At 62.3% G+C, this 20,766-nt stretch carries 17 protein-coding genes and 3 tRNA genes; 19 read left to right on the top strand and 1 reads right to left on the bottom strand.

Translation table 11 applies throughout. The features are described from left to right. Positions 1–57: 57 nt before the first annotated feature. Positions 58–312, bottom strand: coding sequence for a DUF2790 domain-containing protein (locus tag ACIPZ5_RS13420; RefSeq protein ID WP_085675843.1), 255 nt, complete (start codon positions 310–312; stop codon positions 58–60). Positions 313–731: 419 nt separating this feature from the next. Here ACIPZ5_RS13420 and acs point away from each other — a divergent pair, with 419 nt between their 5' ends. From acs to ACIPZ5_RS13325, 19 genes are all read left to right on the top strand, one after another. After that, a complete protein-coding gene (gene acs, locus ACIPZ5_RS13415; RefSeq protein ID WP_261943143.1) occupies positions 732–2,693 on the top strand; it encodes an acetate--CoA ligase in 1,962 nt (653 codons plus the stop codon). A gap of 596 nt (positions 2,694–3,289) precedes the next feature. Further along, on the top strand, positions 3,290–4,075 hold the full coding sequence (locus ACIPZ5_RS13410; protein ID WP_261943144.1) for an ABC transporter substrate-binding protein: 786 nt from the start codon (positions 3,290–3,292) through the stop codon (positions 4,073–4,075). 91 nt (positions 4,076–4,166) lie between these two features. Then, a complete protein-coding gene (locus ACIPZ5_RS13405) occupies positions 4,167–4,856 on the top strand; it encodes an ABC transporter permease (RefSeq protein ID WP_085675846.1) in 690 nt (229 codons plus the stop codon). Then, the gene (locus ACIPZ5_RS13400) at positions 4,853–5,551 is read left to right on the top strand and encodes an ABC transporter permease (RefSeq protein ID WP_261943145.1); all 699 of its coding nucleotides are present in this window, start codon (positions 4,853–4,855) and stop codon (positions 5,549–5,551) included. Before ACIPZ5_RS13405 ends, ACIPZ5_RS13400 begins: the two co-directional genes overlap by 4 nt. Positions 5,552–5,573: 22 nt before the next feature. Continuing rightward, on the top strand, positions 5,574–6,338 hold the full coding sequence (aotP, locus tag ACIPZ5_RS13395; protein WP_085675848.1) for an arginine/ornithine transport ATP-binding protein AotP: 765 nt from the start codon (positions 5,574–5,576) through the stop codon (positions 6,336–6,338). 99 nt (positions 6,339–6,437) lie between these two features. Then, positions 6,438–7,418 (top strand): transcriptional regulator ArgR, encoded by a 981-nt coding sequence (argR, locus tag ACIPZ5_RS13390; protein WP_261943146.1) that lies wholly within the window; start codon positions 6,438–6,440, stop codon positions 7,416–7,418. 519 nt (positions 7,419–7,937) lie between these two features. Beyond that, the gene (locus ACIPZ5_RS13385) at positions 7,938–9,158 is read left to right on the top strand and encodes an aspartate aminotransferase family protein (protein ID WP_261943147.1); all 1,221 of its coding nucleotides are present in this window, start codon (positions 7,938–7,940) and stop codon (positions 9,156–9,158) included. A gap of 138 nt (positions 9,159–9,296) precedes the next feature. Then, entirely contained in the window at positions 9,297–10,316 is a 1,020-nt protein-coding gene (gene aruF / locus ACIPZ5_RS13380; protein ID WP_261943148.1) for an arginine/ornithine succinyltransferase subunit alpha, read from the top strand. Between the two features lie 63 nt (positions 10,317–10,379). Further along, on the top strand, positions 10,380–11,408 hold the full coding sequence (astA, locus tag ACIPZ5_RS13375; RefSeq protein ID WP_261943149.1) for an arginine N-succinyltransferase: 1,029 nt from the start codon (positions 10,380–10,382) through the stop codon (positions 11,406–11,408). Continuing rightward, positions 11,409–12,872 (top strand): succinylglutamate-semialdehyde dehydrogenase, encoded by a 1,464-nt coding sequence (gene astD, locus ACIPZ5_RS13370; RefSeq protein ID WP_400809086.1) that lies wholly within the window; start codon positions 11,409–11,411, stop codon positions 12,870–12,872. Positions 12,873–12,895: 23 nt separating this feature from the next. Further along, positions 12,896–14,245 (top strand): N-succinylarginine dihydrolase, encoded by a 1,350-nt coding sequence (gene astB, locus ACIPZ5_RS13365; protein WP_261943151.1) that lies wholly within the window; start codon positions 12,896–12,898, stop codon positions 14,243–14,245. A 14-nt stretch (positions 14,246–14,259) separates the two neighbouring features. After that, complete coding sequence (locus ACIPZ5_RS13360) at positions 14,260–14,550, top strand: topoisomerase II (protein WP_085675855.1); 291 nt, start codon at positions 14,260–14,262, stop codon at positions 14,548–14,550. 10 nt (positions 14,551–14,560) lie between these two features. Further along, on the top strand, positions 14,561–15,568 hold the full coding sequence (gene astE / locus ACIPZ5_RS13355; protein ID WP_343596232.1) for a succinylglutamate desuccinylase: 1,008 nt from the start codon (positions 14,561–14,563) through the stop codon (positions 15,566–15,568). Positions 15,569–15,952: 384 nt separating this feature from the next. Continuing rightward, entirely contained in the window at positions 15,953–18,577 is a 2,625-nt protein-coding gene (alaS, locus tag ACIPZ5_RS13350) for an alanine--tRNA ligase (RefSeq protein WP_343596230.1), read from the top strand. Positions 18,578–18,662: 85 nt separating this feature from the next. Further along, positions 18,663–19,898: an aspartate kinase gene (locus ACIPZ5_RS13345; RefSeq protein WP_261943154.1), complete on the top strand. Its 1,236-nt coding sequence runs from the start codon at positions 18,663–18,665 to the stop codon at positions 19,896–19,898. A gap of 166 nt (positions 19,899–20,064) precedes the next feature. After that, entirely contained in the window at positions 20,065–20,253 is a 189-nt protein-coding gene (gene csrA / locus ACIPZ5_RS13340) for a carbon storage regulator CsrA (RefSeq protein WP_003254503.1), read from the top strand. Between the two features lie 72 nt (positions 20,254–20,325). Continuing rightward, a tRNA-Ser gene (locus tag ACIPZ5_RS13335) sits at positions 20,326–20,416 on the top strand. A gap of 106 nt (positions 20,417–20,522) precedes the next feature. Next, a tRNA-Arg gene (locus tag ACIPZ5_RS13330) sits at positions 20,523–20,599 on the top strand. Positions 20,600–20,671: 72 nt separating this feature from the next. Next, positions 20,672–20,748: transfer RNA gene (locus ACIPZ5_RS13325), tRNA-Arg, on the top strand. Positions 20,749–20,766: the final 18 nt, after the last annotated feature.

The following is a 20,766-nucleotide window of genomic DNA, read 5'->3' as shown; positions in this document are numbered from 1 at the left end:
CAAGTTGTATGCGGGCAAAAACGCGAACGGGGCCCACCAGGGCCCCGATTCAAGGTATCAGCCGTTGGAGCAGCCGTTCCCCATCACGCGGTATTCGAGAATGTGCTTCTGGCCCTTGGAGTCCTCGTAGGTCATGCGGGCTGGCACGACTTCACAGACGTTGGGCACTTCGCTCATGGAGATGACGCGGGCAATGTCCAGGTGCTGCGAGTAACTGTACTGTTCAACCGGAATCTGCTCGACATTGTTTGCTTCGCCGGCCATCGCCGCGCCGCAAAGACCGCCAAGTACCAATACCAGTAAAGCTTTCATTTTCTATTTACCTGTCTAAGGTCGTGAGGGGGCGCGCGGCGCTTGTGGCGCCGCGAGTATTGCCAAAGTTCAACTATCTAAATGAGAGGGGATTAACTGATTGCCTTCGTGGGGGCTGTTTCCAGTAGTTAATCGCCTTGCCGTTGCTGGCGAGGTGAATCTTATGCCTGGGCAACTAAGGGAAACAGAGGGCGTTTTGATAAAGTTTTTTTGCCTTTTTCCAGAATCTGTAACAATCCCCTGGCAGGGTTGATCGCATTTTTCCCTCGTCGGGCCGGCGGCTGCGGGCTAGAGCCTTCCGCGCGGTTCGCATGAAGATTCGCCGGCTGTGCTACTACCATCGTCGTATGGTTTTTCCCGCTCTGGTACAGTTACAAACGATTCCATACAAAAACAACTATTACACCGAGGTAACACAGATGAGTGCGGCTCCACTGTATCCCGTTCGTCCCGAGGTTGCGGCCACTACCCTGACCGACGAGGCCACCTACAAGGCCATGTACCAGCAATCGGTGATCAACCCGGACGGCTTCTGGCGCGAGCAGGCCCAGCGTCTTGACTGGATCAAGCCCTTCACCAAGGTCAAGCAGACCTCGTTCGACGACCACCATGTCGATATCAAGTGGTTTGCCGACGGCACTCTGAACGTTTCCTCCAACTGCCTGGACCGCCACCTCGAAGAACGCGGCGACCAGTTGGCAATCATCTGGGAAGGCGACGACCCTTCCGAGCACCGCAACATCACCTACCGCGAGCTGCACGAGCAGGTCTGCAAGTTCGCCAACGCCCTGCGCGGCCAGGATGTGCACCGTGGTGATGTGGTGACCATCTACATGCCGATGATCCCCGAAGCCGTGGTGGCCATGCTGGCGTGTGCCCGCATCGGTGCCATTCACTCGGTGGTGTTCGGCGGCTTCTCGCCGGAGGCCCTGGCCGGGCGCATCATCGACTGCAAGTCCAAGGTGGTGATCACCGCTGACGAAGGTTTGCGTGGTGGGCGTCGCACGCCGCTGAAGGCCAACGTCGATCTGGCGCTGACCAACCCCGAAACCAACAGTGTGCAAAAGATCATCGTGTGCAAGCGCACCGGTGGCGATATCGCCTGGCACCAGCACCGCGACATCTGGTTCGAAGACCTGATGAAAGTCGCCTCCAGCCACTGCGCGCCGAAGGAAATGGGCGCCGAAGAGCCGCTGTTCATCCTTTATACCTCCGGTTCCACCGGCAAGCCCAAGGGCGTGCTGCACACCACCGGGGGTTACCTGGTGTATGCCGCGCTGACCCATGAACGCGTGTTCGACTACCGCCCGGGCGAAGTCTACTGGTGCACCGCCGACGTCGGCTGGGTTACCGGCCACAGCTACATCGTCTACGGCCCGCTGGCCAACGGCGCTACCACGCTGCTGTTCGAGGGCGTGCCGAACTATCCGGACATCACCCGCGTGTCGAAGATCGTCGACAAGCACAAGGTCAACATCCTCTACACCGCACCGACCGCCATCCGCGCCATGATGGCCGAAGGGCAGGCTGCCGTTGCCGGCGCCGACGGTTCCAGCCTGCGCCTGCTGGGCTCGGTTGGCGAGCCGATCAACCCCGAGGCCTGGAACTGGTACTACAAGACCGTTGGCAAGGAGCGTTGCCCGATCGTCGACACCTGGTGGCAGACCGAGACCGGTGGCGTGCTGATCAGCCCGCTGCCGGGTGCCACGGCGCTCAAACCGGGCTCGGCGACCCGGCCGTTCTTCGGCGTGGTGCCGGCGCTGGTGGATAACCTGGGCAACCTGATCGAGGGCGCTGCCGAAGGCAACCTGGTGATCCTCGATTCCTGGCCGGGCCAGTCGCGTTCGCTGTACGGCGACCACGACCGCTTCGTCGACACCTACTTCAAGACCTTCCGTGGCATGTACTTCACCGGCGACGGCGCGCGTCGCGACGAGGATGGCTACTACTGGATCACCGGCCGCGTGGACGATGTACTCAACGTATCCGGCCACCGCATGGGCACCGCCGAGATCGAAAGTGCCATGGTCGCCCACGCCAAGGTCGCCGAGGCTGCGGTGGTTGGCGTGCCGCACGACATCAAGGGCCAGGGCATCTATGTCTATGTCACCCTCAATGCCGGCATCGAGCCGAGCGAGCAGCTGCGCCTGGAGCTGAAGAACTGGGTGCGCAAGGAGATCGGCCCGATCGCCTCGCCGGACGTGATCCAGTGGGCGCCGGGGCTGCCGAAAACCCGTTCGGGCAAGATCATGCGGCGCATCCTGCGCAAGATCGCCACCGGCGAATACGATGCCCTGGGTGACATTTCGACCCTGGCCGACCCAGGTGTGGTGCAGCACCTGATCGACACCCACAAGGCGATGAGCCTGGCTACGGCCTGACCTTGCCCTGAGGGCTGATCGCCTATCCTGTGGGAACGAGTTCACTCGCGAAGAGGCCGGTTAGGCTGCCGACGTCTTCGCGGGTGAATCGGGGCGCCGAACCGCCGCTCCCACAGGGGAGACCTACCTTGAACCCCGCCAGGGCAACCGGCGGGGTTTTTGCTTTACTGTTACCCGACAATCATCGGTAACTCTTCTGTCACCGATTTCGCACAGGATCGGGGCGCAGGGAAACATATCCTTTCCGTTTTGGTGCATCACGCTGGCCATTTTCTGCAAGGTGAAACGCTGCACTTGCCGTCTTGCAAGGGTTTGCCAATAATAGGCCCGTTAATTGCTTGGCTTATAGGTTATTTCTCTCGAGCTCTTGCATGATTTGCAAAAGCTGTCAACATCGCCCGCCGCGATTTCAAGCGCTTCTGTAAGTAGTTGTCGCTTTGAAGAAATATCGACTACCGGGCTGTCGTTAAAATGCCACTCACTCGCTCGTGGTCTGCGACCTTGGTCGAAACCTGCGCGGCTCGCGTTGTACCCATTCGCATATCGGGCAGCTGTTACCCCTGCCTCGTATTGCCCCGTACCGATGGAGTTACCTGATGAAGAAGCTCGCACTGCTTGGCGCCCTGGCGCTTTCCGTGTTTTCCCTGGTATCGCAGGCCGATGAAAAACCGTTGAAGATCGGCATTGAAGCCGCCTACCCACCCTTCGCCTTCAAGCAGCCGGACGGCAGCATCGCCGGTTTCGACTACGACATCGGCAACGCCCTGTGTGAAGAGATGAAGGCCAAGTGCACCTGGGTCGAGCAAGAGTTCGACGGCCTGATCCCGGCACTGAAAGTGCGCAAGATCGACGCCATCCTGTCGTCCATGTCGATCACCGAAGATCGCAAGAAGTCGGTCGACTTCACCAAGCGCTACTACCTGACCCCGGCGCGCCTGGTCATGAAGGAAGGCACCACCGTCAGCGAAAGCCTCGACGAGCTCAAGGGCAAGAAGATCGGCGTGCAGCGCGGTTCGATCCACGACCGCTTCGCCAAGGAAGTGCTGGCTCCGAAGGGCGCCACCGTCGTTCCTTACGGCACCCAGAACGAAATCTACCTGGACGTTGCCGCCGGCCGCCTGGACGGCACCGTGGCCGATGCCACCCTGCTCGAAGACGGCTTCCTGAAAACCGACGCCGGCAAAGGCTTTGCCTTCGTTGGCCCATCGTTCACCGACGTGAAGTACTTCGGTGACGGCGTCGGCATCGCCGTGCGCAAGGGCGACGACGCCAACCGCGAGCGCATCAACAAGGCCATCGACGCCATCCGCGCCAACGGCAAGTACAAAGAAATCGAGAAGAAGTACTTCAACTTCGACATCTACGGTCCAGACTCGAACTAAGACGTCGGGTTTCACCTGTGCAATGGTGCAAACAGCAGAGGCTCTGAGGTTTGCACCATTTTTCATTCCCAAGCCCTGAGGAATCCCAATCATGTTGAAAGGCTATGGGGCAGTCATCCTCGACGGGGCGTGGCTGACGCTGCAGCTCGCCCTGTCGTCGATGGCCCTGGCCATCGTCCTTGGCCTGATCGGCGTGGCGCTGCGCTTGTCGCCGGTGCGCTGGCTGGCCTGGCTGGGGGATCTGTATTCCACGGTGATCCGTGGCATCCCCGACCTGGTCCTGATCCTGCTGATCTTCTACGGCGGCCAGGACATCATCAACCGGGTGGCGCCGCTGCTCGGCTATGACGACTACATTGACCTGAACCCGCTGATCGCCGGTATCGGCACGCTGGGCTTCATTTTCGGTGCGTACCTGTCGGAAACCTTCCGAGGTGCGTTCCTCGGTATCCCCAAGGGCCAGGCTGAAGCCGGCGTGGCCTATGGCATGAGTGCGCGCCAGGTGTTCTTCCGCATCCAGGTGCCGCAGATGATCCGCCTGGCGATCCCGGGCTTCACCAACAACTGGCTGGTGCTGACCAAGGCTACGGCGCTGATTTCGGTGGTCGGCCTGCAGGACATGATGTTCAAGGCCAAGCAGGCGGCCGACGCCACCCGCGAGCCTTTCACCTTCTTCCTGGCCGTGGCCGCGCTGTACCTGGTGATCACCAGTATTTCGCTGCTGGCGCTGAAGTATCTGGAACGCCGCTACTCGGTAGGCGTCAAGGTGGCTGAACTATGATTTTCGACTACAACGTCGTCTGGGAAGCCATGCCGCTGTACCTTGGCGGCCTGCTGACCACCCTCAAGCTGCTGGCGCTGTCGCTGCTGTTCGGCCTGCTCGCGGCGATTCCGCTGGGCCTGATGCGGGTGTCCAAGCAGCCGCTGGTGAACATGAGCGCCTGGCTGTACACCTACGTTATCCGTGGCACGCCGATGCTGGTGCAGCTTTTCCTGATCTACTACGGCCTGGCCCAGTTCGAGGTGGTGCGCGAGAGTATCTTCTGGCCGTGGCTGTCCAGCGCAACGTTCTGTGCCTGCCTGGCCTTTGCCATCAATACCAGTGCCTACACCGCGGAAATCATCGCCGGCAGCCTCAAGGCCACGCCCCATGGCGAGATCGAAGCGGCCAAGGCCATGGGCATGTCGCGCATGAAGATGTACCGCCGCATCCTGCTGCCGTCGGCCCTGCGCCGGGCGCTGCCGCAGTACAGCAACGAAGTGATCATGATGCTGCAGACCACCAGCCTTGCGTCGATCGTCACCCTGATCGACATCACCGGTGCGGCGCGCACGGTCAATGCCCAGTATTACCTGCCTTTCGAGGCCTACATCACGGCGGGCGTGTTCTACCTGTGCCTGACCTTCATCCTCGTGCGCCTGTTCAAGATGGCCGAACGCCGCTGGCTCGGCTACCTGGCGCCGCGCAAGCACTGAACGCTCTGTGAGAACCGACAGCATGTACAAACTCGAAGTCCAAGACCTGCACAAGCGCTACGGCAGCCATGAAGTGCTCAAGGGCGTGTCCCTGGCGGCCAAGGCAGGCGACGTGATCAGCATCATCGGCTCCAGCGGCTCGGGCAAGTCGACCTTCCTGCGCTGCATCAACCTGCTCGAGCAGCCCCACGCCGGCAAGATCCTGCTCAACAACGAAGAGCTCAAGCTGGTGCCCGGCAAGGACGGCGCGCTCAAGGCCTCCGACCCGCGCCAGTTGCAGCGCATGCGCTCGCGCCTGTCGATGGTGTTCCAGCATTTCAATCTGTGGTCGCACATGACCGCGCTGGAGAACATCATCGAAGCTCCGGTGCACGTGCTCGGGGTGAGCAAGAAGGAAGCCCTGGAGAAGGCCGAACACTACCTGGCCAAGGTGGGTGTGGCGCACCGCAAGGACGCCTTCCCCGGCCACATGTCCGGCGGTGAGCAGCAGCGTGTGGCGATTGCCCGGGCCCTGGCCATGGAGCCAGAGGTCATGCTGTTCGACGAGCCGACCTCGGCACTCGACCCTGAGCTGGTAGGCGATGTGCTCAAGGTCATGCAAGCGCTGGCCCAGGAAGGCCGCACCATGGTGGTGGTGACCCACGAAATGGGCTTTGCCCGCGAAGTGTCGAACCAGCTGGTGTTCCTGCACAAAGGCCTGGTCGAAGAAACCGGTTGCCCGCGTGAAGTGCTGGCCAACCCGCAATCGGAGCGGCTCAAGCAGTTCCTCTCCGGCAGCTTGAAGTAAAAGGCTGCAACTTTGCACCAGAATAGGGCATGCTGCGCAGCGAGCGCAGCCTGACCCGGCGCCACAGACTCGACGACCCCAGGTTTCGGACCGCACCCTATGACCACCCAGCGAATCGGTTTTCTCATCTGGCCAAGCACCAAGCCTTTGACCCTGGCGCTGGCGGAGGAAGTGTTGCAGGTGGCCCAGCGGGTGCATCCGGAGGTGGTCTACGAGATCGCCTTCCTCCAGGCGGAGCCGGCCGAGGAGGGTGCATGGCGCCTGCCGGGTGAGCCGTGGAACGGGCGGCTGGAAGGCTGCCACAAGCTGTTCCTGCTGGCCGACGATCTGCCCCAGGCAGTGGGTTCGGCGCTGTCGGCGGCGCTCAAGCAACTGGCGCGCAGTGGTTGCATGATCGGTGGCCTGTCCGCCGGGGTGTATCCACTGGCCATGCTTGGTTTGCTCGATGGCTACCGCGCGGCGGTGCACTGGCGCTGGCAGGACGATTTCGCCGAGCGCTTCCCCAAGGTCATTGCCACCAGTCACTTGTTCGACTGGGACCGTGATCGCCTGACCGCCTGTGGTGGCATGGCCGTGACCGATCTGCTGCTGGCGGTGCTGGCCCGCGATCATGGGGCCGAGCTGGCTGGGGCGGTGTCCGAGGAACTGGTGGTCGAGCGCATTCGCGAAGGTGGCGAACGCCAGCGCATTCCGCTGCAGAACCGCCTTGGCTCGAGCCATCCGAAGCTGACCCAGGCTGTGCTGTTGATGGAAGCCAACATCGAAGAGCCGCTGACCACTGATGAAATTGCCCAGCATGTCTGTGTATCGCGCCGGCAGTTGGAGCGGATCTTCAAGCAGTACCTGAACCGCGTGCCAAGCCAGTATTACCTGGAGCTGCGGCTGAACAAGGCGCGGCAGATGCTGATGCAGACCAGCAAGTCGATCATCCAGATCGGGTTGTCCTGTGGTTTCTCCTCGGGGCCGCATTTCTCCAGTGCCTATCGCAATTTCTTCGGCGCCACGCCGCGCGAAGACCGCAACCAGCGGCGCAGCAGCAGCCCGTTCGAATTGAGTTCGGCGCCTGCCGAAAAGGGCTGAGGTTTTGGTTGGGTCTGGGGCGCATGCCTTGGGTTTGATGGTGGTGCTGAAATCGAGCGCCGCCCGCGCGGCGCATCGCGGATAAATCCGCTCCTACATTTGTTGCAGCGTGCCGAACCTGTTACGCCATGGTTGCCAGCCTTGGCGCATGTCTTGAGTCGTGCAAACCGGCTGACAACCTTGGCCTCACAGGCATGGCCACGTTGCAATAAATGTAGGAGCGGATTTATCCGCGATGCGCCGCGCGGGCGGCGCTCGATTTTCGCCACTAAACACCAATCACGCCTTGCATCCGCTGCTACCTCCATTTGCCTTGTGCACACCCGTTCACCCAGCCCCCTCTCTCCCGTACACTGCGCGATTGCGACAGTGTTTGTCGCATTGCCGAAAGCCTGGGTAAAACTGGGTTTTGCGCTGTAACAAGTTGTCGCTTGGCCGCAAGGACAGGCGCGGATCAGTCCTTACAATCCCCTCATCGCTCGCCACTTCCAGGCCAGCGTTCCTCTTCAGGAGACTCAGATGTCCGTTGAGCAAGCCCCGGTGCAACGTGCCGATTTCGACCAGGTCATGGTTCCCAACTATTCTCCGGCGGCCTTCATTCCTGTGCGAGGCGAGGGTTCGCGTGTCTGGGACCAGTCGGGCCGCGAGCTCATCGATTTTGCCGGCGGCATCGCGGTGAACGCCCTGGGCCACTGCCACCCGGCACTGGTCAAGGCCCTGACCGAACAGGCCAATACCCTCTGGCACGTATCCAACGTCTTCACCAACGAGCCGGCCCTGCGCCTGGCGCACAAGCTGGTCGACGCCACCTTTGCCGACCGTGCGTTCTTCTGCAACTCCGGCGCCGAGTCCAACGAGGCCGCCTTCAAGCTGGCCCGTCGCGTCGCCCACGACCGCTTCGGCCCTGAGAAGCACGAAATCATCGCCACCGTGAACAGCTTCCACGGTCGCACCCTGTTCACCGTCAGCGTCGGTGGCCAGCCGAAGTACTCCGACGGCTTCGGCCCGAAGATCACCGGCATCAGCCACGTGCCCTACAACGACCTGGAAGCGCTGAAGGCAAAGATTTCCGACAAGACCTGCGCCGTGGTGATCGAACCGATCCAGGGCGAGAGCGGTGTGGTGCCGGCCGACAAGGCCTACCTGGAAGGCGCGCGCAAGCTGTGCGACGAGCACAACGCCCTGCTGATCTTTGACGAAGTGCAGACTGGCGTTGGCCGTACCGGCTCGCTGTATGCCTACCAGCACTACGGTGTGACCCCGGACATCCTGACCAGCGCCAAGAGCCTGGGCGGCGGTTTCCCGATCGGCGCCATGCTGACCACCACCGAACTCGCCAAGCACCTGGCCGTGGGCACCCACGGCACTACCTACGGCGGCAACCCGCTGGGCTGCGCCGTCGCCTGCGCCGTGCTGGACGTGGTCAACACCCCAGAAACCCTCGCTGGCATCAAGGCCAAGCACGAGCGCTTCAAGTCCCGCCTGGAAAAAATCGGCCAGCAGCACGGCCTGTTCAGCCAGGTGCGTGGCGTCGGCCTGCTGATCGGCTGCGTGCTGACCGAAGCCTGGCAGGGCAAGGCCAAGGACGTGCTCAACGCGGCTGAAAAACAAGGCGTGATGGTGCTGCAGGCCGGCCCGGATGTGGTCCGCTTCGCCCCAAGCCTGGTGGTCGAAGACGCCGACATCGACGAAGGTCTGGACCGCTTCGAGCGCGCTGTGGCGCAACTGACCAAGGGCTGATCGGCCTGCGGTCCGTTCACCGGCCCGGGCTTTTCAAGGCGCCGCGCCGGTGAACTCTGAATTCCTGTGCGGGTGCTGATGCGCCCGCCGTTTTTCCGTGCCGTCCTGAACGGCCCGTTTTTCCAAAGGAGTGACACCATGCTGGTGATGCGCCCCGCGCAAATGGCTGATCTGAACGAAGTGCAGCGCATGGCTGCCGACAGCCCCGTTGGTGTCACCTCGCTGCCGGACGATGCCGCCCGCCTGGGCGACAAGATTGCCGCCTCGGAAACCTCCTTCGCCGCAGAAGTCAGTTTCAACGGTGAAGAGAGCTACTTCTTCGTGCTCGAGGACAGCGACACTGGCAAGCTCGCCGGCTGCTCGGCCATTGTCGCCTCGGCTGGCTACTCCGAGCCGTTCTACAGCTTCCGCAACGAGACCTTCGTGCACGCCTCGCGCGAGCTGAAGATCCATAACAAGATCCATGTCCTGTCGCTGTGCCACGATCTTACCGGCAACAGCCTGCTGACCAGCTTCTATGTGCTGCCAGAACTGGTGAACAGCGGCTGGGCGGAGCTCAACTCCCGTGGCCGCCTGCTGTTCATGGCCTCGCACCCGGAGCGCTTCGCCGATTCGGTGGTCACCGAAATCGTCGGCTACAGCGACGAGCAAGGCGAATCACCGTTCTGGGATTCCATCGGCCGCAATTTCTTCGACCTCAACTACGCCGAGGCCGAGCGCCTGTGTGGCCTGAAAAGCCGTACCTTCCTCGCCGAGCTGATGCCACATTACCCGATCTACGTGCCGCTGCTGCCTGATCAAGCCCAGGAGGCCATGGGCCAGGTGCACCCGCGGGCGCAGATCACCTTCGACATCCTCATGCGCGAAGGCTTCGAGACCGAGCACTACATCGACATCTTCGACGGTGGGCCGACCCTGCATGCGCGTGCCTCGGGCATTCGCTCGATCGCGCAGAGCCGCGTGGTGCCAGTGAAAGTGGACGATACCCCGGTCAAGGGTGGGCGCCCCTATCTGGTGTGCAATGGCCAGTTGCAGGATTACCGCGCAGTGCTGCTGGACCTGGACTGGGTGCCGGGCAAGCCGGTCAGCTTGAGCAGTAAAGCGGCCGATGCCTTGGGCGTCGGTGAAGGCGCCAGCGTGCGGTTGGTCGCGGCCTGAGCCAGGGCCGGGCTGCAACAGTGAGTTTCGCGGCAGGCACTGGCCGCCGCACAAGGAGATAGCATGATCGTTCGTCCCGTACGCAGCAGCGATTTACCCGCGCTGATCGAGTTGGCACGCAGCACCGGCACTACTGGGCTGACGACCTTGCCAGCCAATGAAGAGCGCCTTGCCCACCGTGTCGGCTGGGCCGAAAAGAGCTTCCGTGGCGAAGCCGAGCGCGGCGACACCGACTACTTGTTCGTGCTGGAGAACGATGAAGGCCTGGTGGTCGGCATCAGTGCCATCGCCGGGGCCGTGGGCCTGCGTGAACCCTGGTACAACTACCGGGTCGGCCTGACGGTCAGCGCCTCACAGGAGCTGAAGATCTACCGCGAAATCCCCACGCTGTTCCTGGCCAACGACCTGACCGGCAACTCCGAGCTGTGCTCGCTGTTCCTGCGCAGCGATTACCGTTCCGGGCTCAACGGCCGCCTGCTGTCGCGTGCGCGCATGCTGTTCATTGCCGAGTTCCCCGAACTGTTCGGCAACAAGATCATCGCTGAAATGCGCGGCATGTCCGATGAGCAAGGCCGCTCGCCGTTCTGGGAAAGCCTGGGCCGGCACTTCTTCAAGATGGAGTTCAGCCAGGCCGACTACCTCACCGGCGTGGGCAACAAGTCGTTCATCGCCGAGCTGATGCCCAAGTTCCCGCTGTACACCTGCTTCCTGTCCGAAGCTGCGCGCAATGTGATCGGTCGCGTGCACACCGACACCGAACCTGCGCTGGCGATGCTCAAGCAGGAAGGTTTCAGCTATCAGGGCTACGTCGACATCTTCGACGCCGGGCCGGCCATCGAATGCGAGACCTCGAAGATCCGCGCCGTGCGCGACAGCGAGACCCTCGTGCTGGCCGTGGGCACGCCGGGCGATGACGCTACCCCTTACATCATCCACAACCGCAAGCGCGACGACTGCCGCATCACCGCGGCGCCCGCACGCCTGGCAGCAGGCACCCTGGTGGTCGACCCGCTGACCGCCAAGCGCCTGCGCATGGGCGCTGGCGACAACGTACGTGCCGTGCCGCTGTCGGCAAGCCGGGAGGCTCAGTAAATGACCACGCATTACATCGCAGGCAACTGGCAGGCTGGCCAGGGTGAAGCCCTGCAGTCGCTCAACCCGGTGACTCAGGCCGTTGTCTGGCAAGGGCAGGGCGCCGATGCCAGCCAGGTCGACGCAGCCGTCAAGGCTGCCCGCCAGGCATTCCCGGCCTGGGCGCAACTCAGCCTGGAAGCGCGTATCGACGTGCTGGAAAAATTCGCCGAACAGTTGAAGCAGCATGCCGAGGCGCTGGCTCACTGCATCGGTGAGGAAACCGGCAAGCCGCTGTGGGAATCGGCCACGGAAGTGACCAGCATGGTCAACAAGGTGGCGATCTCGGTGCAAAGCTACCGTGAACGTACCGGCGAGAAGAGTGGCCCGCTGGCCGATGCCACGGCCGTGCTGCGGCACAAACCCCATGGCGTGGTGGCGGTGTTCGGCCCTTACAACTTCCCGGGCCATTTGCCCAATGGCCATATCGTACCGGCGCTGCTGGCGGGCAACTGCGTGGTGTTCAAGCCCAGCGAACTGACCCCCAAGGTCGCCGAACTGACGGTCAACTGCTGGATCGCCGCCGGCCTGCCGGCCGGTGTGCTCAACCTGGTTCAGGGGGCGCGTGAAACCGGCGTGGCGCTGGCTGCCAACCCAGGTATCGACGGCCTGTTCTTCACCGGCTCCAGTCGCACCGGCAACCTGCTGCACCAACAGTTCGCCGGCCGCCCGGACAAGATCCTCGCCCTGGAAATGGGCGGTAACAACCCGCTGGTGGTGGATGAGGTCATGGACCTTGATGCCGCGGTGTACACCATCATTCAGTCGGCGTTCATTTCTGCCGGCCAGCGCTGTACCTGTGCGCGCCGTCTGCTGGTGCCCCAGGGTGCCTGGGGCGATGCGCTGGTCGCGCGGCTGGTCGAGGTGTGCCGGAGCATTACCGTCGGTGCCTTCGATCAGCAGCCGGCGCCCTTCATGGGCTCGGTGATCTCGCTGCAGGCCGCGCAAGCACTGATCGCCGCCCAGGCCGAACTGCTGGCCAAGGGCGCCGTGACACTGCTGGCAATGACCCAGCCCCAGGCCGGCGCCGCGCTGCTGACACCCGGCATTCTCGATGTCACGGCCGTGGCCGAGCGCCCGGATGAAGAGTTCTTCGGCCCGCTGCTGCAGGTGATCCGCTACGCCGACTTCGATGCCGCCATCGACGAGGCCAACAACACCAAATACGGCCTGGCCGCCGGCCTGTTGTCCGATTCCCGCGCCCGCTACCAGTACTTCTGGCTGCGCAGCCGCGCCGGCATCGTCAACTGGAACAAGCAGCTGACCGGCGCCGCCAGCAGCGCGCCGTTCGGTGGCGTGGGTGCCAGTGGCAACCACCGTGCCAGTGCCTATTACGCCGCCGATTACTGCGCGTACCCCGTGGCTTCGCTGGAGACCGCCAGCCTTGCCTTGCCGGCGTCCCTGACGCCGGGCGTCACCCTATAACAACAGGTCACGGAGCCTAGCCGATGAAATCCTATGAAGTGAATTTTGATGGCCTGGTGGGGCCAACCCACAACTACGGCGGCCTGTCCTACGGTAACGTGGCTTCGCAGAGCAACAGCCAGCAAGCGTCCAACCCGCGGGAAGCGGCACGCCAGGGCCTGGCCAAGATGAAAGCGCTGGCCGACATGGGCTTCAAGCAGGGCGTGCTGGCGCCGCAGGAGCGCCCTGACGTGGCCGCCTTGCGCCGCCTGGGCTTCAGCGGCAGCGATGCCGAGGTGATCCAGCGTGCCGCCAAGGAGGCCATGCCGTTGCTGGTCGCCAGCTGCTCGGCCTCGAGCATGTGGGTGGCCAACGCCGCCACCGTCAGCCCGAGTGCCGATACCGCCGATGGCCGCGTGCACTTCACCGCTGCCAACCTCAACTGCAAGTACCACCGCAGTATCGAGCACCCGACCACCAGCCGCGTGCTGGCGGCGATGTTCAACAACGAGAAACACTTTGCCCACCACCAAGCGCTGCCTGCCGTGGCACAGTTCGGCGACGAGGGCGCGGCCAACCACACGCGCTTCTGTCGTGAATACGGCGAGGCCGGGGTGGAGTTCTTCGTCTATGGCCGCAGCGCCTTCGACAGCCGTTACCCCGCACCGCAGAAGTACCCGGCGCGCCAGACCCTGGAGGCCTCGCAGGCCGTGGCCAGGCTGCACGGCCTGAGCGATGACGGTGTGGTCTACGCTCAACAGAACCCCGCGGTGATCGACCAGGGCGTGTTCCACAACGATGTGATTTCGGTCGGTAACGGCGAAGTGCTGTTCTACCATGAGGACGCTTTCCTCGAGACTGACGCGGTGCTTGGCCAGCTGCAGGCTAAACTGGCCAGCAAGGGTGGCAACTTCCAGGCCATCCGTGTGCCTCGCGCGGCGGTAACGGTAGAGGATGCAGTGCGTTCCTACCTGTTCAACAGCCAGCTGCTCAGCCGTGACGATGGCTCGATGCTGCTGGTGGTGCCGGAAGAGTGCCGCAACAACGAGCGGGTCTGGGCCTACCTCGGCCAGCTGACCGCCCAGGGCGGCGCGGTGAAGGAGGTCAAGGTGTTCGACCTCAAGCAGAGCATGCAGAACGGCGGTGGCCCGGCTTGCCTGCGTTTGCGCGTGGCATTGAAGGAATCGGAACTGGCGGCGGTCAATCCAGGCGTTATCATGACCGCCCCGCTGTACGACACCCTGGTGCAGTGGGTCGACAAGCACTACCGCGATCGCCTTGGCGAAGCCGACCTTGCCGACCCGCAACTGCTGCTGGAGTGCCGTACCGCGCTGGATGAGTTGACCCAGATCCTGAAGTTGGGCTCGGTGTACCCGTTCCAACGCCAACCTTGAAGAGAGAATTACCCATGACCGACGCCCTGCGCCTGATCCTCGAAGATGTAGACGGCACCCAGCTGGAAACCTCCTGCACCCGTTTTGCCATTGTCTGGCAAGGCAAGGAAGTGTGGGTTCAGCAGGACGGCCGTGGCCAGCTGCTGATCGGCGTGGATGTCGAGGAAGGCGATGTCGAGTACGCCAACCTGCTGCTGCGCCCGATGGCCACCAACCTGGTCAGCCTGCAGCTGGAAATGGAGCCGGCAGAGGTCGGCGAAGATGACGATCACGTCCATGGCCCCGACTGCGGCCACCACCACTAAGGAAGCGCCTATGCTCGCCCTTGGCAAATTGCTCGAGCTGACCCTGACCGATCACGAGCCGGCCGAGAAGACTCAAGTGACACCCAAGGGCGTGCGGTTGCGCTGGCTGGGGGAGGGCGCACTGGAGGTGCGTCCGCCCGAAAGCGAGGATTGTGGGCTGGACCTGCTGCTTTCGGCCGGGATTCACGGCAACGAGACGGCACCTATCGAGCTGCTCGAAAGGCTGCTGCATGGCGTGGCCAACGGCAAGATCAAGCCGCGCGCGCGGATTCTGTTCCTGTTCGGCAACCCGGTCGCCATCCGCAAGGGCGAGCGGTTCGTCGAGCAGGACATCAACCGGCTGTTCAACGGTCGGCACGAGCTCTCCAGTGGTTTCGAGGCATTGCGTGCGGCGGAGCTGGAGCAGTTCGCCCGGGTGTTCTTCAGCAAGCCTGAGCGCACCCGCCTGCACTATGACCTGCATACCGCCATCCGCGGTTCGAAGATCGAGCAGTTTGCCCTGTACCCCTATAAAGAGGGGCGCAAGCATTCCCGACGCGAGCTGGCCCGCCTGGCGGCAGCCGGCATGGAGGCGGTGCTGTTGCAGAGCAAGTCGTCGATCACCTTCAGTGCCTTCACCTACGAACAGTTGGATGCCGAGGCTTTTACCCTGGAGCTGGGCAAGGCACGGCCGTTCGGGCAGAACGAGCAGGTCAACCTCGACAAGCTCGAAGAGCGGTTGATTCATATCATCGAGGCTACCGAGCCTGAAATCGACGGCTCGCTGGGCGGCCTGAAGCTGTTCAGTGTCGCCCGCGAGATCATCAAGCACAGTGACAGCTTCCACCTGCACCTGCCGGCGGACATCGAGAACTTCTCCGAGCTCAGCAAGGGTTACCTGCTGGCCGAGGACCTGGCAGAAATGCGCTGGGTGGTCGAGGAGGAGGGGGCGCGGATCATTTTCCCCAATCCCAGGGTCAAGAATGGCCTGCGCGCCGGCATCCTGATCGTGCCTGATTCGGGGCAACGCCTGGGCTGAAACCGGCGTCGTCTTCTTCGCGGGTAAACCCGCTCCCACAAGTTTGGTGCGTTGCTTGAGGCGTGCGTTGTACCTGTGGGAGCGGGTTTTCCCGCGAAGCAGGCGACTCGGTTTCGGCTCCAAATGCTCATGAAAACCTTTTAATTCACCGCCTGTTCCATTTTCCCTTCCCTTGGGCGGTAATTGGCTTGCCAGTGGCGAAAGGCTGCATTTAGCATCCGGTCATGTCATTTTGTCTGCAAGCGCTTCAAAAGCTGTCCAATCGACGCTTTCTATCGCATAAACACACTGCACCTTGCTTGCAGGACCGATATAATGCGGCCCTTTGCCGTCGTTTCGTCGACGTGTTTGCCCCCAAGGGCCGCCGTTTCCGTGGAAGAACCTATGAAAAGCGCAGAAATCCGTGAAGCCTTCCTTCGCTTCTTCGAAGAGCAGGGCCATACCCGAGTCGCCTCCAGTTCGCTGATTCCGAACAACGACCCGACCCTGCTGTTCACCAACGCTGGCATGAACCAGTTCAAGGACTGCTTCCTCGGTGCCGAGAAGCGTGCCTACACCCGCGCCGTCAGCAGCCAGAAGTGCGTGCGTGCCGGTGGCAAGCACAACGACCTGGAAAACGTCGGCTACACCGCGCGTCACCACACTTTCTTTGAAATGCTGGGCAACTTCAGCTTCGGTGACTACTTCAAGCGCGACGCGATCACCTTCGCCTGGACCTTCCTGACCTCCGACAAGTGGCTGAACCTGCCCAAGGAAAAGCTCTGGGTCACCGTCTACGCCTCTGACGACGAAGCCTACGACATCTGGACCAAGGAAGTCGGCGTGCCGGCCGAGCGCATGGTGCGCATCGGCGACAACAAAGGCGCCCCGTACGCCTCCGACAACTTCTGGACCATGGGCGACACCGGCCCGTGCGGCCCTTGCACCGAGATCTTCTACGACCACGGCGCCGACATCTGGGGCGGCCCACCCGGCTCGCCTGAAGAAGACGGCGACCGCTACATCGAGATCTGGAACAACGTCTTCATGCAGTTCAACCGCACCGCCGACGGCGTGCTGCACCCGCTGCCAGCGCCGTCGGTGGACACCGGCATGGGCCTGGAGCGCATCAGTGCGGTCATGCAGCACGTGCACTCGAACTACGAGATCGACCTGTTCCAGAACCTGCTGTCTGCCGCGGCCAAGGCCATCGGTTGCAGCAACGACGGCCAGGCTTCGCTGAAAGTGGTTGCCGACCACATCCGTTCCTGCGGCTTCCTGATTGCCGATGGCGTGCTGCCGTCCAACGAAGGCCGCGGCTACGTGCTGCGCCGCATCATTCGTCGCGCTTGCCGTCACGGCAACAAGCTCGGCGCCAAGGGCAGCTTCTTCTACCAGATCGTCGCCGCCCTGGCCGCCGAGATGGGCGAAGCCTTCCCTGAACTGAAGAACCAGCAGGCGCACATCGAGCGCGTGCTCAAGGCTGAAGAAGAGCAGTTCGCCAAGACCCTGGAGCAGGGCCTGCGCATCCTCGAGCAGGACCTGGCCCAACTCAAGGGCGACGTGGTCCCGGGCGACGTGGTGTTCAAGCTGTATGACACCTACGGCTTCCCGATGGACCTGACCGCCGACATCGCCCGTGAGCGCGAGCTGACCATCGACGAGGCCGGCTTCGAGCGTGAAATGGAAGCCCAGCGCGAGCGTGCCCGTTCCGCCAGCAGCTTCGGCATGGATTACAACAGCCTGGTCAAGGTCGACAGCGCCACCGAGTTCCTCGGTTATGACGCCACCGAAGGCCAAGGCAAGATCATCGCCCTGTACAAGGATGGCCAGTCCGTCGACCAGCTGGGTGAAGGCGAGGAGGGCGTCGTGGTCCTCGACCGCACCCCGTTCTACGCCGAATCCGGTGGCCAGGTCGGTGACAGCGGCTTCCTGCAGGCCGGCGCAGCGCGCTTCGACGTGCGCGACACCACCAAGACGGGCGGTGCCTTCCTGCACCACGGCGTGGTCGCCAGCGGTGCGCTGGTCATCGGATCGCCAGTCGAGGCCAAGGTCGATGCCGATGTGCAGCACGCCACTTCGTTGAACCACTCGGCCACCCACCTGCTGCACGAAGCGCTGCGCCAGGTGCTGGGTGAGCATGTGCAGCAGAAGGGCTCGCTGGTCGACAGCCAGCGCCTGCGTTTCGACTTCAGCCACTTCGAAGCGGTATCGCCTGCGCAGATCAAGGCCCTGGAAGACATCGTCAACCGTGAGGTGCGCAAGAACACCCCGGTTGAAACCGAGCTGACCGATATCGAAACCGCCAAGGCCAAGGGTGCCATGGCCCTGTTCGGCGAGAAGTACGGTGATACCGTGCGCGTGCTGAGCATGGGCGGCGATTTCTCCGTCGAGCTGTGCGGCGGTATCCACGCCAAGCGCACCGGCGATATCAGCCTGTTCAAGATCATCAGCGAAGGTGGCGTGGCCTCGGGCGTGCGCCGTATCGAAGCAGTTACCGGTGCCGCTGCACTGGCCTACCTGAACGCTGCCGAAGAGCAGGTCAAGGAAGCCGCGCAGCTGGTCAAAGGTAATCGTGAGAACCTGATCGACAAGCTGTCGGCTGTGCTCGAGCGCAACCGCCAGCTGGAAAAGCAGCTCGAGCAGCTGCAGGCCAAGGCCGCCAGCGCCGCCGGGGACGATCTCTCCAATGCGGCCGTTGAGGTCAAGGGTGCCAAGGTGCTTGCCGCCCGCCTGGATGGGCAGGATGGCAAGGCCCTGCTGGCCCTGGTCGATCAGCTGAAGAACAAGCTCGGCCACGCAGTGATCCTGCTGGGCAGCGAGCATGAGGGCAAGGTCGTGCTGGTGGCCGGCGTGACCAAGGACCTCTCCAGCCAACTCAAGGCTGGTGACCTGATGAAACAAGCCGCTGCGGCAGTGGGTGGCAAGGGCGGTGGCCGTCCGGACATGGCCCAGGGTGGTGGCGTCGACGTCGCTGCGCTGGACCAGGCCCTGGCGCTGGCCGTGCCGTTCGCAGAGCAGGGACTTTGAGATGAAGGGGCCGGTGGTCTAGTCGCCGGCCTCTTCATGTTGGATGGTTTTTTTGAGGCCCGGTATGGGCTGAGGCACCATTGAAATGGCGTTGATCGTACAGAAATTTGGCGGCACCTCTGTCGGTTCCATCGAGCGGATCGAGCAGGTAGCCGATAAGGTCAAGAAACACCGTGAAGCGGGCGACGACCTGGTGGTTGTGCTGTCGGCCATGAGCGGTGAAACCAATCGCCTGATCGATCTGGCCAAGCAGATCACCGATCAGCCGGTTCCGCGTGAACTGGATGTGATCGTGTCGACCGGTGAGCAGGTCACCATTGCCCTGCTGACCATGGCCTTGATCAAGCGTGGTGTGCCAGCGGTGTCCTACACCGGCAACCAGGTGCGCATCCTCACCGACAGCGCGCACAACAAGGCGCGCATCCTGCAGATCGATGACCAGAAGATCCGTGCCGACCTCAAGGAAGGTCGCGTGGTCGTGGTAGCCGGTTTCCAGGGTGTCGACGAGCATGGCAGCATCACCACCCTCGGCCGTGGTGGCTCCGACACCACCGGCGTGGCCCTGGCGGCTGCGCTGAAGGCGGACGAGTGCCAGATCTACACCGACGTCGATGGCGTCTACACCACTGACCCGCGCGTCGTGCCGCAGGCCCGCCGCCTGGAGAAGATCACCTTCGAAGAGATGCTGGAAATGGCCAGCCTCGGTTCCAAGGTGCTGCAGATCCGCTCGGTGGAGTTCGCCGGCAAGTACAACGTTCCGCTGCGCGTGCTGCACAGCTTCAAGGAGGGTCCAGGTACCCTCATTACCATTGATGAAGAGGAATCCATGGAACAGCCGATCATTTCCGGTATCGCCTTCAACCGTGATGAGGCCAAGCTGACCATTCGTGGCGTGCCGGACACCCCGGGCGTTGCCTTCAAGATCCTCGGCCCGATCAGCGCTTCGAACATCGAAGTGGACATGATCGTGCAGAACGTTTCGCACGATAACACTACCGACTTCACCTTCACCGTGCACCGCAACGAGTACGAGAAGGCCTACAGCGTGCTGGAAAACACCGCACGTGAAATCGGTGCCCGTGAAGTGATCGGCGACACCAAGATCGCCAAGGTTTCGATCGTCGGCGTTGGCATGCGCTCCCACGCGGGTGTTGCCAGCCGCATGTTCGAAGCACTGGCCAAGGAGAGCATCAATATCCAGATGATCTCCACCTCGGAAATCAAGGTCTCGGTGGTTATCGAAGAGAAGTACCTGGAGCTGGCCGTACGCGCGCTGCACACCGCGTTCGAACTCGACGCTCCGGCCCGACAGGGCGAGTAAGGCGTTGCCTGGAGGGCGCGGCTAAGCCGCGCCCTTCGCGTTTCTGGTCGCCACGCAGGCCCTGTCCTGCCGGCGGGGCGATCATCCAGGCCCTGTGTCGTCGTCCACGGCCAGGCCTGACATCCCAAGACTGTAAACCCTGAATGTTTTGCGTAAGGAGAAAGCTATGTTGATTCTGACTCGTCGGTGCGCCGAGAGCCTGATCATTGGAGACGGCGAGATCACCGTGACGGTGCTCGGCGTCAAAGGCAACCAGGTGCGTATTGGTGTCAGCGCCCCTAAAGAAGTGGCCGTTCACCGCGAAGAAATCTACCTGCGGATCAAGAAAGAGAAGGACGAGGAGCCAAGCCTTTAATTTTTTTGAAGTTTTTTTCAAAAAAAGGGTTGCAAACGAGGAAGAGCCTGTTTAATATTCGCCTCGTGTTGCGGTGAGGTGGCCGAGTGGCCGAAGGCGCTCCCCTGCTAAGGGAGTATACCTCATAAGGGTATCGGGGGTTCGAATCCCCCCTTCACCGCCATTATTTGCGTAGGGCGCTGTAAACGGTAAGAACGCTAAGTCGTTGAAGTTAAACGAAAAAGTTCTTGCAAAAATGTTTCAGCGAACTATTATGCGCGGCAAGACACGGACTCATAGCTCAGCTGGATAGAGTACTCGGCTACGAACCGAGCGGTCGCAGGTTCGAATCCTGCTGAGTCCGCCACTTTTGAAGTGGCTTTGCTTGCAAGGCTGCTTCAAACCACCAGTGGTAATCTGGTCTAAAACTACCAATCGCGGACTCATAGCTCAGCTGGATAGAGTACTCGGCTACGAACCGAGCGGTCGCAGGTTCGAATCCTGCTGAGTCCGCCACTTTTGAAGTGGCTTTGC

Source organism: Pseudomonas sp. NPDC089428 (assembly GCF_044749325.1).
Classification (GTDB): domain Bacteria; phylum Pseudomonadota; class Gammaproteobacteria; order Pseudomonadales; family Pseudomonadaceae; genus Aquipseudomonas.
The sequence above is the reverse complement of the archived record's forward strand: the minus strand, read 5'-3'. Positions and strand labels throughout refer to the sequence as shown.

Excerpts from the sequence above, each read along its gene's own strand:
- csrA (WP_003254503.1), top strand. The coding sequence starts at position 20,065 with ATGTTGATTCTGACTCGTCGGTGCGCCGAGAGCCTGATCATTGGAGAC.
- ACIPZ5_RS13385 (WP_261943147.1), top strand. The coding sequence starts at position 7,938 with ATGTCCGTTGAGCAAGCCCCGGTGCAACGTGCCGATTTCGACCAGGTC.
- ACIPZ5_RS13345 (WP_261943154.1), top strand. The coding sequence starts at position 18,663 with ATGGCGTTGATCGTACAGAAATTTGGCGGCACCTCTGTCGGTTCCATC.
- ACIPZ5_RS13400 (WP_261943145.1), top strand. The coding sequence starts at position 4,853 with ATGATTTTCGACTACAACGTCGTCTGGGAAGCCATGCCGCTGTACCTT.
- astB (WP_261943151.1), top strand. The coding sequence starts at position 12,896 with ATGAAATCCTATGAAGTGAATTTTGATGGCCTGGTGGGGCCAACCCAC.
- ACIPZ5_RS13360 (WP_085675855.1), top strand. The coding sequence starts at position 14,260 with ATGACCGACGCCCTGCGCCTGATCCTCGAAGATGTAGACGGCACCCAG.
- ACIPZ5_RS13405 (WP_085675846.1), top strand. The coding sequence starts at position 4,167 with ATGTTGAAAGGCTATGGGGCAGTCATCCTCGACGGGGCGTGGCTGACG.
- ACIPZ5_RS13420 (WP_085675843.1), bottom strand. The coding sequence starts at position 312 with ATGAAAGCTTTACTGGTATTGGTACTTGGCGGTCTTTGCGGCGCGGCG.
- argR (WP_261943146.1), top strand. The coding sequence starts at position 6,438 with ATGACCACCCAGCGAATCGGTTTTCTCATCTGGCCAAGCACCAAGCCT.
- astE (WP_343596232.1), top strand. The coding sequence starts at position 14,561 with ATGCTCGCCCTTGGCAAATTGCTCGAGCTGACCCTGACCGATCACGAG.
- astA (WP_261943149.1), top strand. The coding sequence starts at position 10,380 with ATGATCGTTCGTCCCGTACGCAGCAGCGATTTACCCGCGCTGATCGAG.
- aotP (WP_085675848.1), top strand. The coding sequence starts at position 5,574 with ATGTACAAACTCGAAGTCCAAGACCTGCACAAGCGCTACGGCAGCCAT.
- astD (WP_400809086.1), top strand. The coding sequence starts at position 11,409 with ATGACCACGCATTACATCGCAGGCAACTGGCAGGCTGGCCAGGGTGAA.
- alaS (WP_343596230.1), top strand. The coding sequence starts at position 15,953 with ATGAAAAGCGCAGAAATCCGTGAAGCCTTCCTTCGCTTCTTCGAAGAG.
- ACIPZ5_RS13410 (WP_261943144.1), top strand. The coding sequence starts at position 3,290 with ATGAAGAAGCTCGCACTGCTTGGCGCCCTGGCGCTTTCCGTGTTTTCC.
- acs (WP_261943143.1), top strand. The coding sequence starts at position 732 with ATGAGTGCGGCTCCACTGTATCCCGTTCGTCCCGAGGTTGCGGCCACT.
- aruF (WP_261943148.1), top strand. The coding sequence starts at position 9,297 with ATGCTGGTGATGCGCCCCGCGCAAATGGCTGATCTGAACGAAGTGCAG.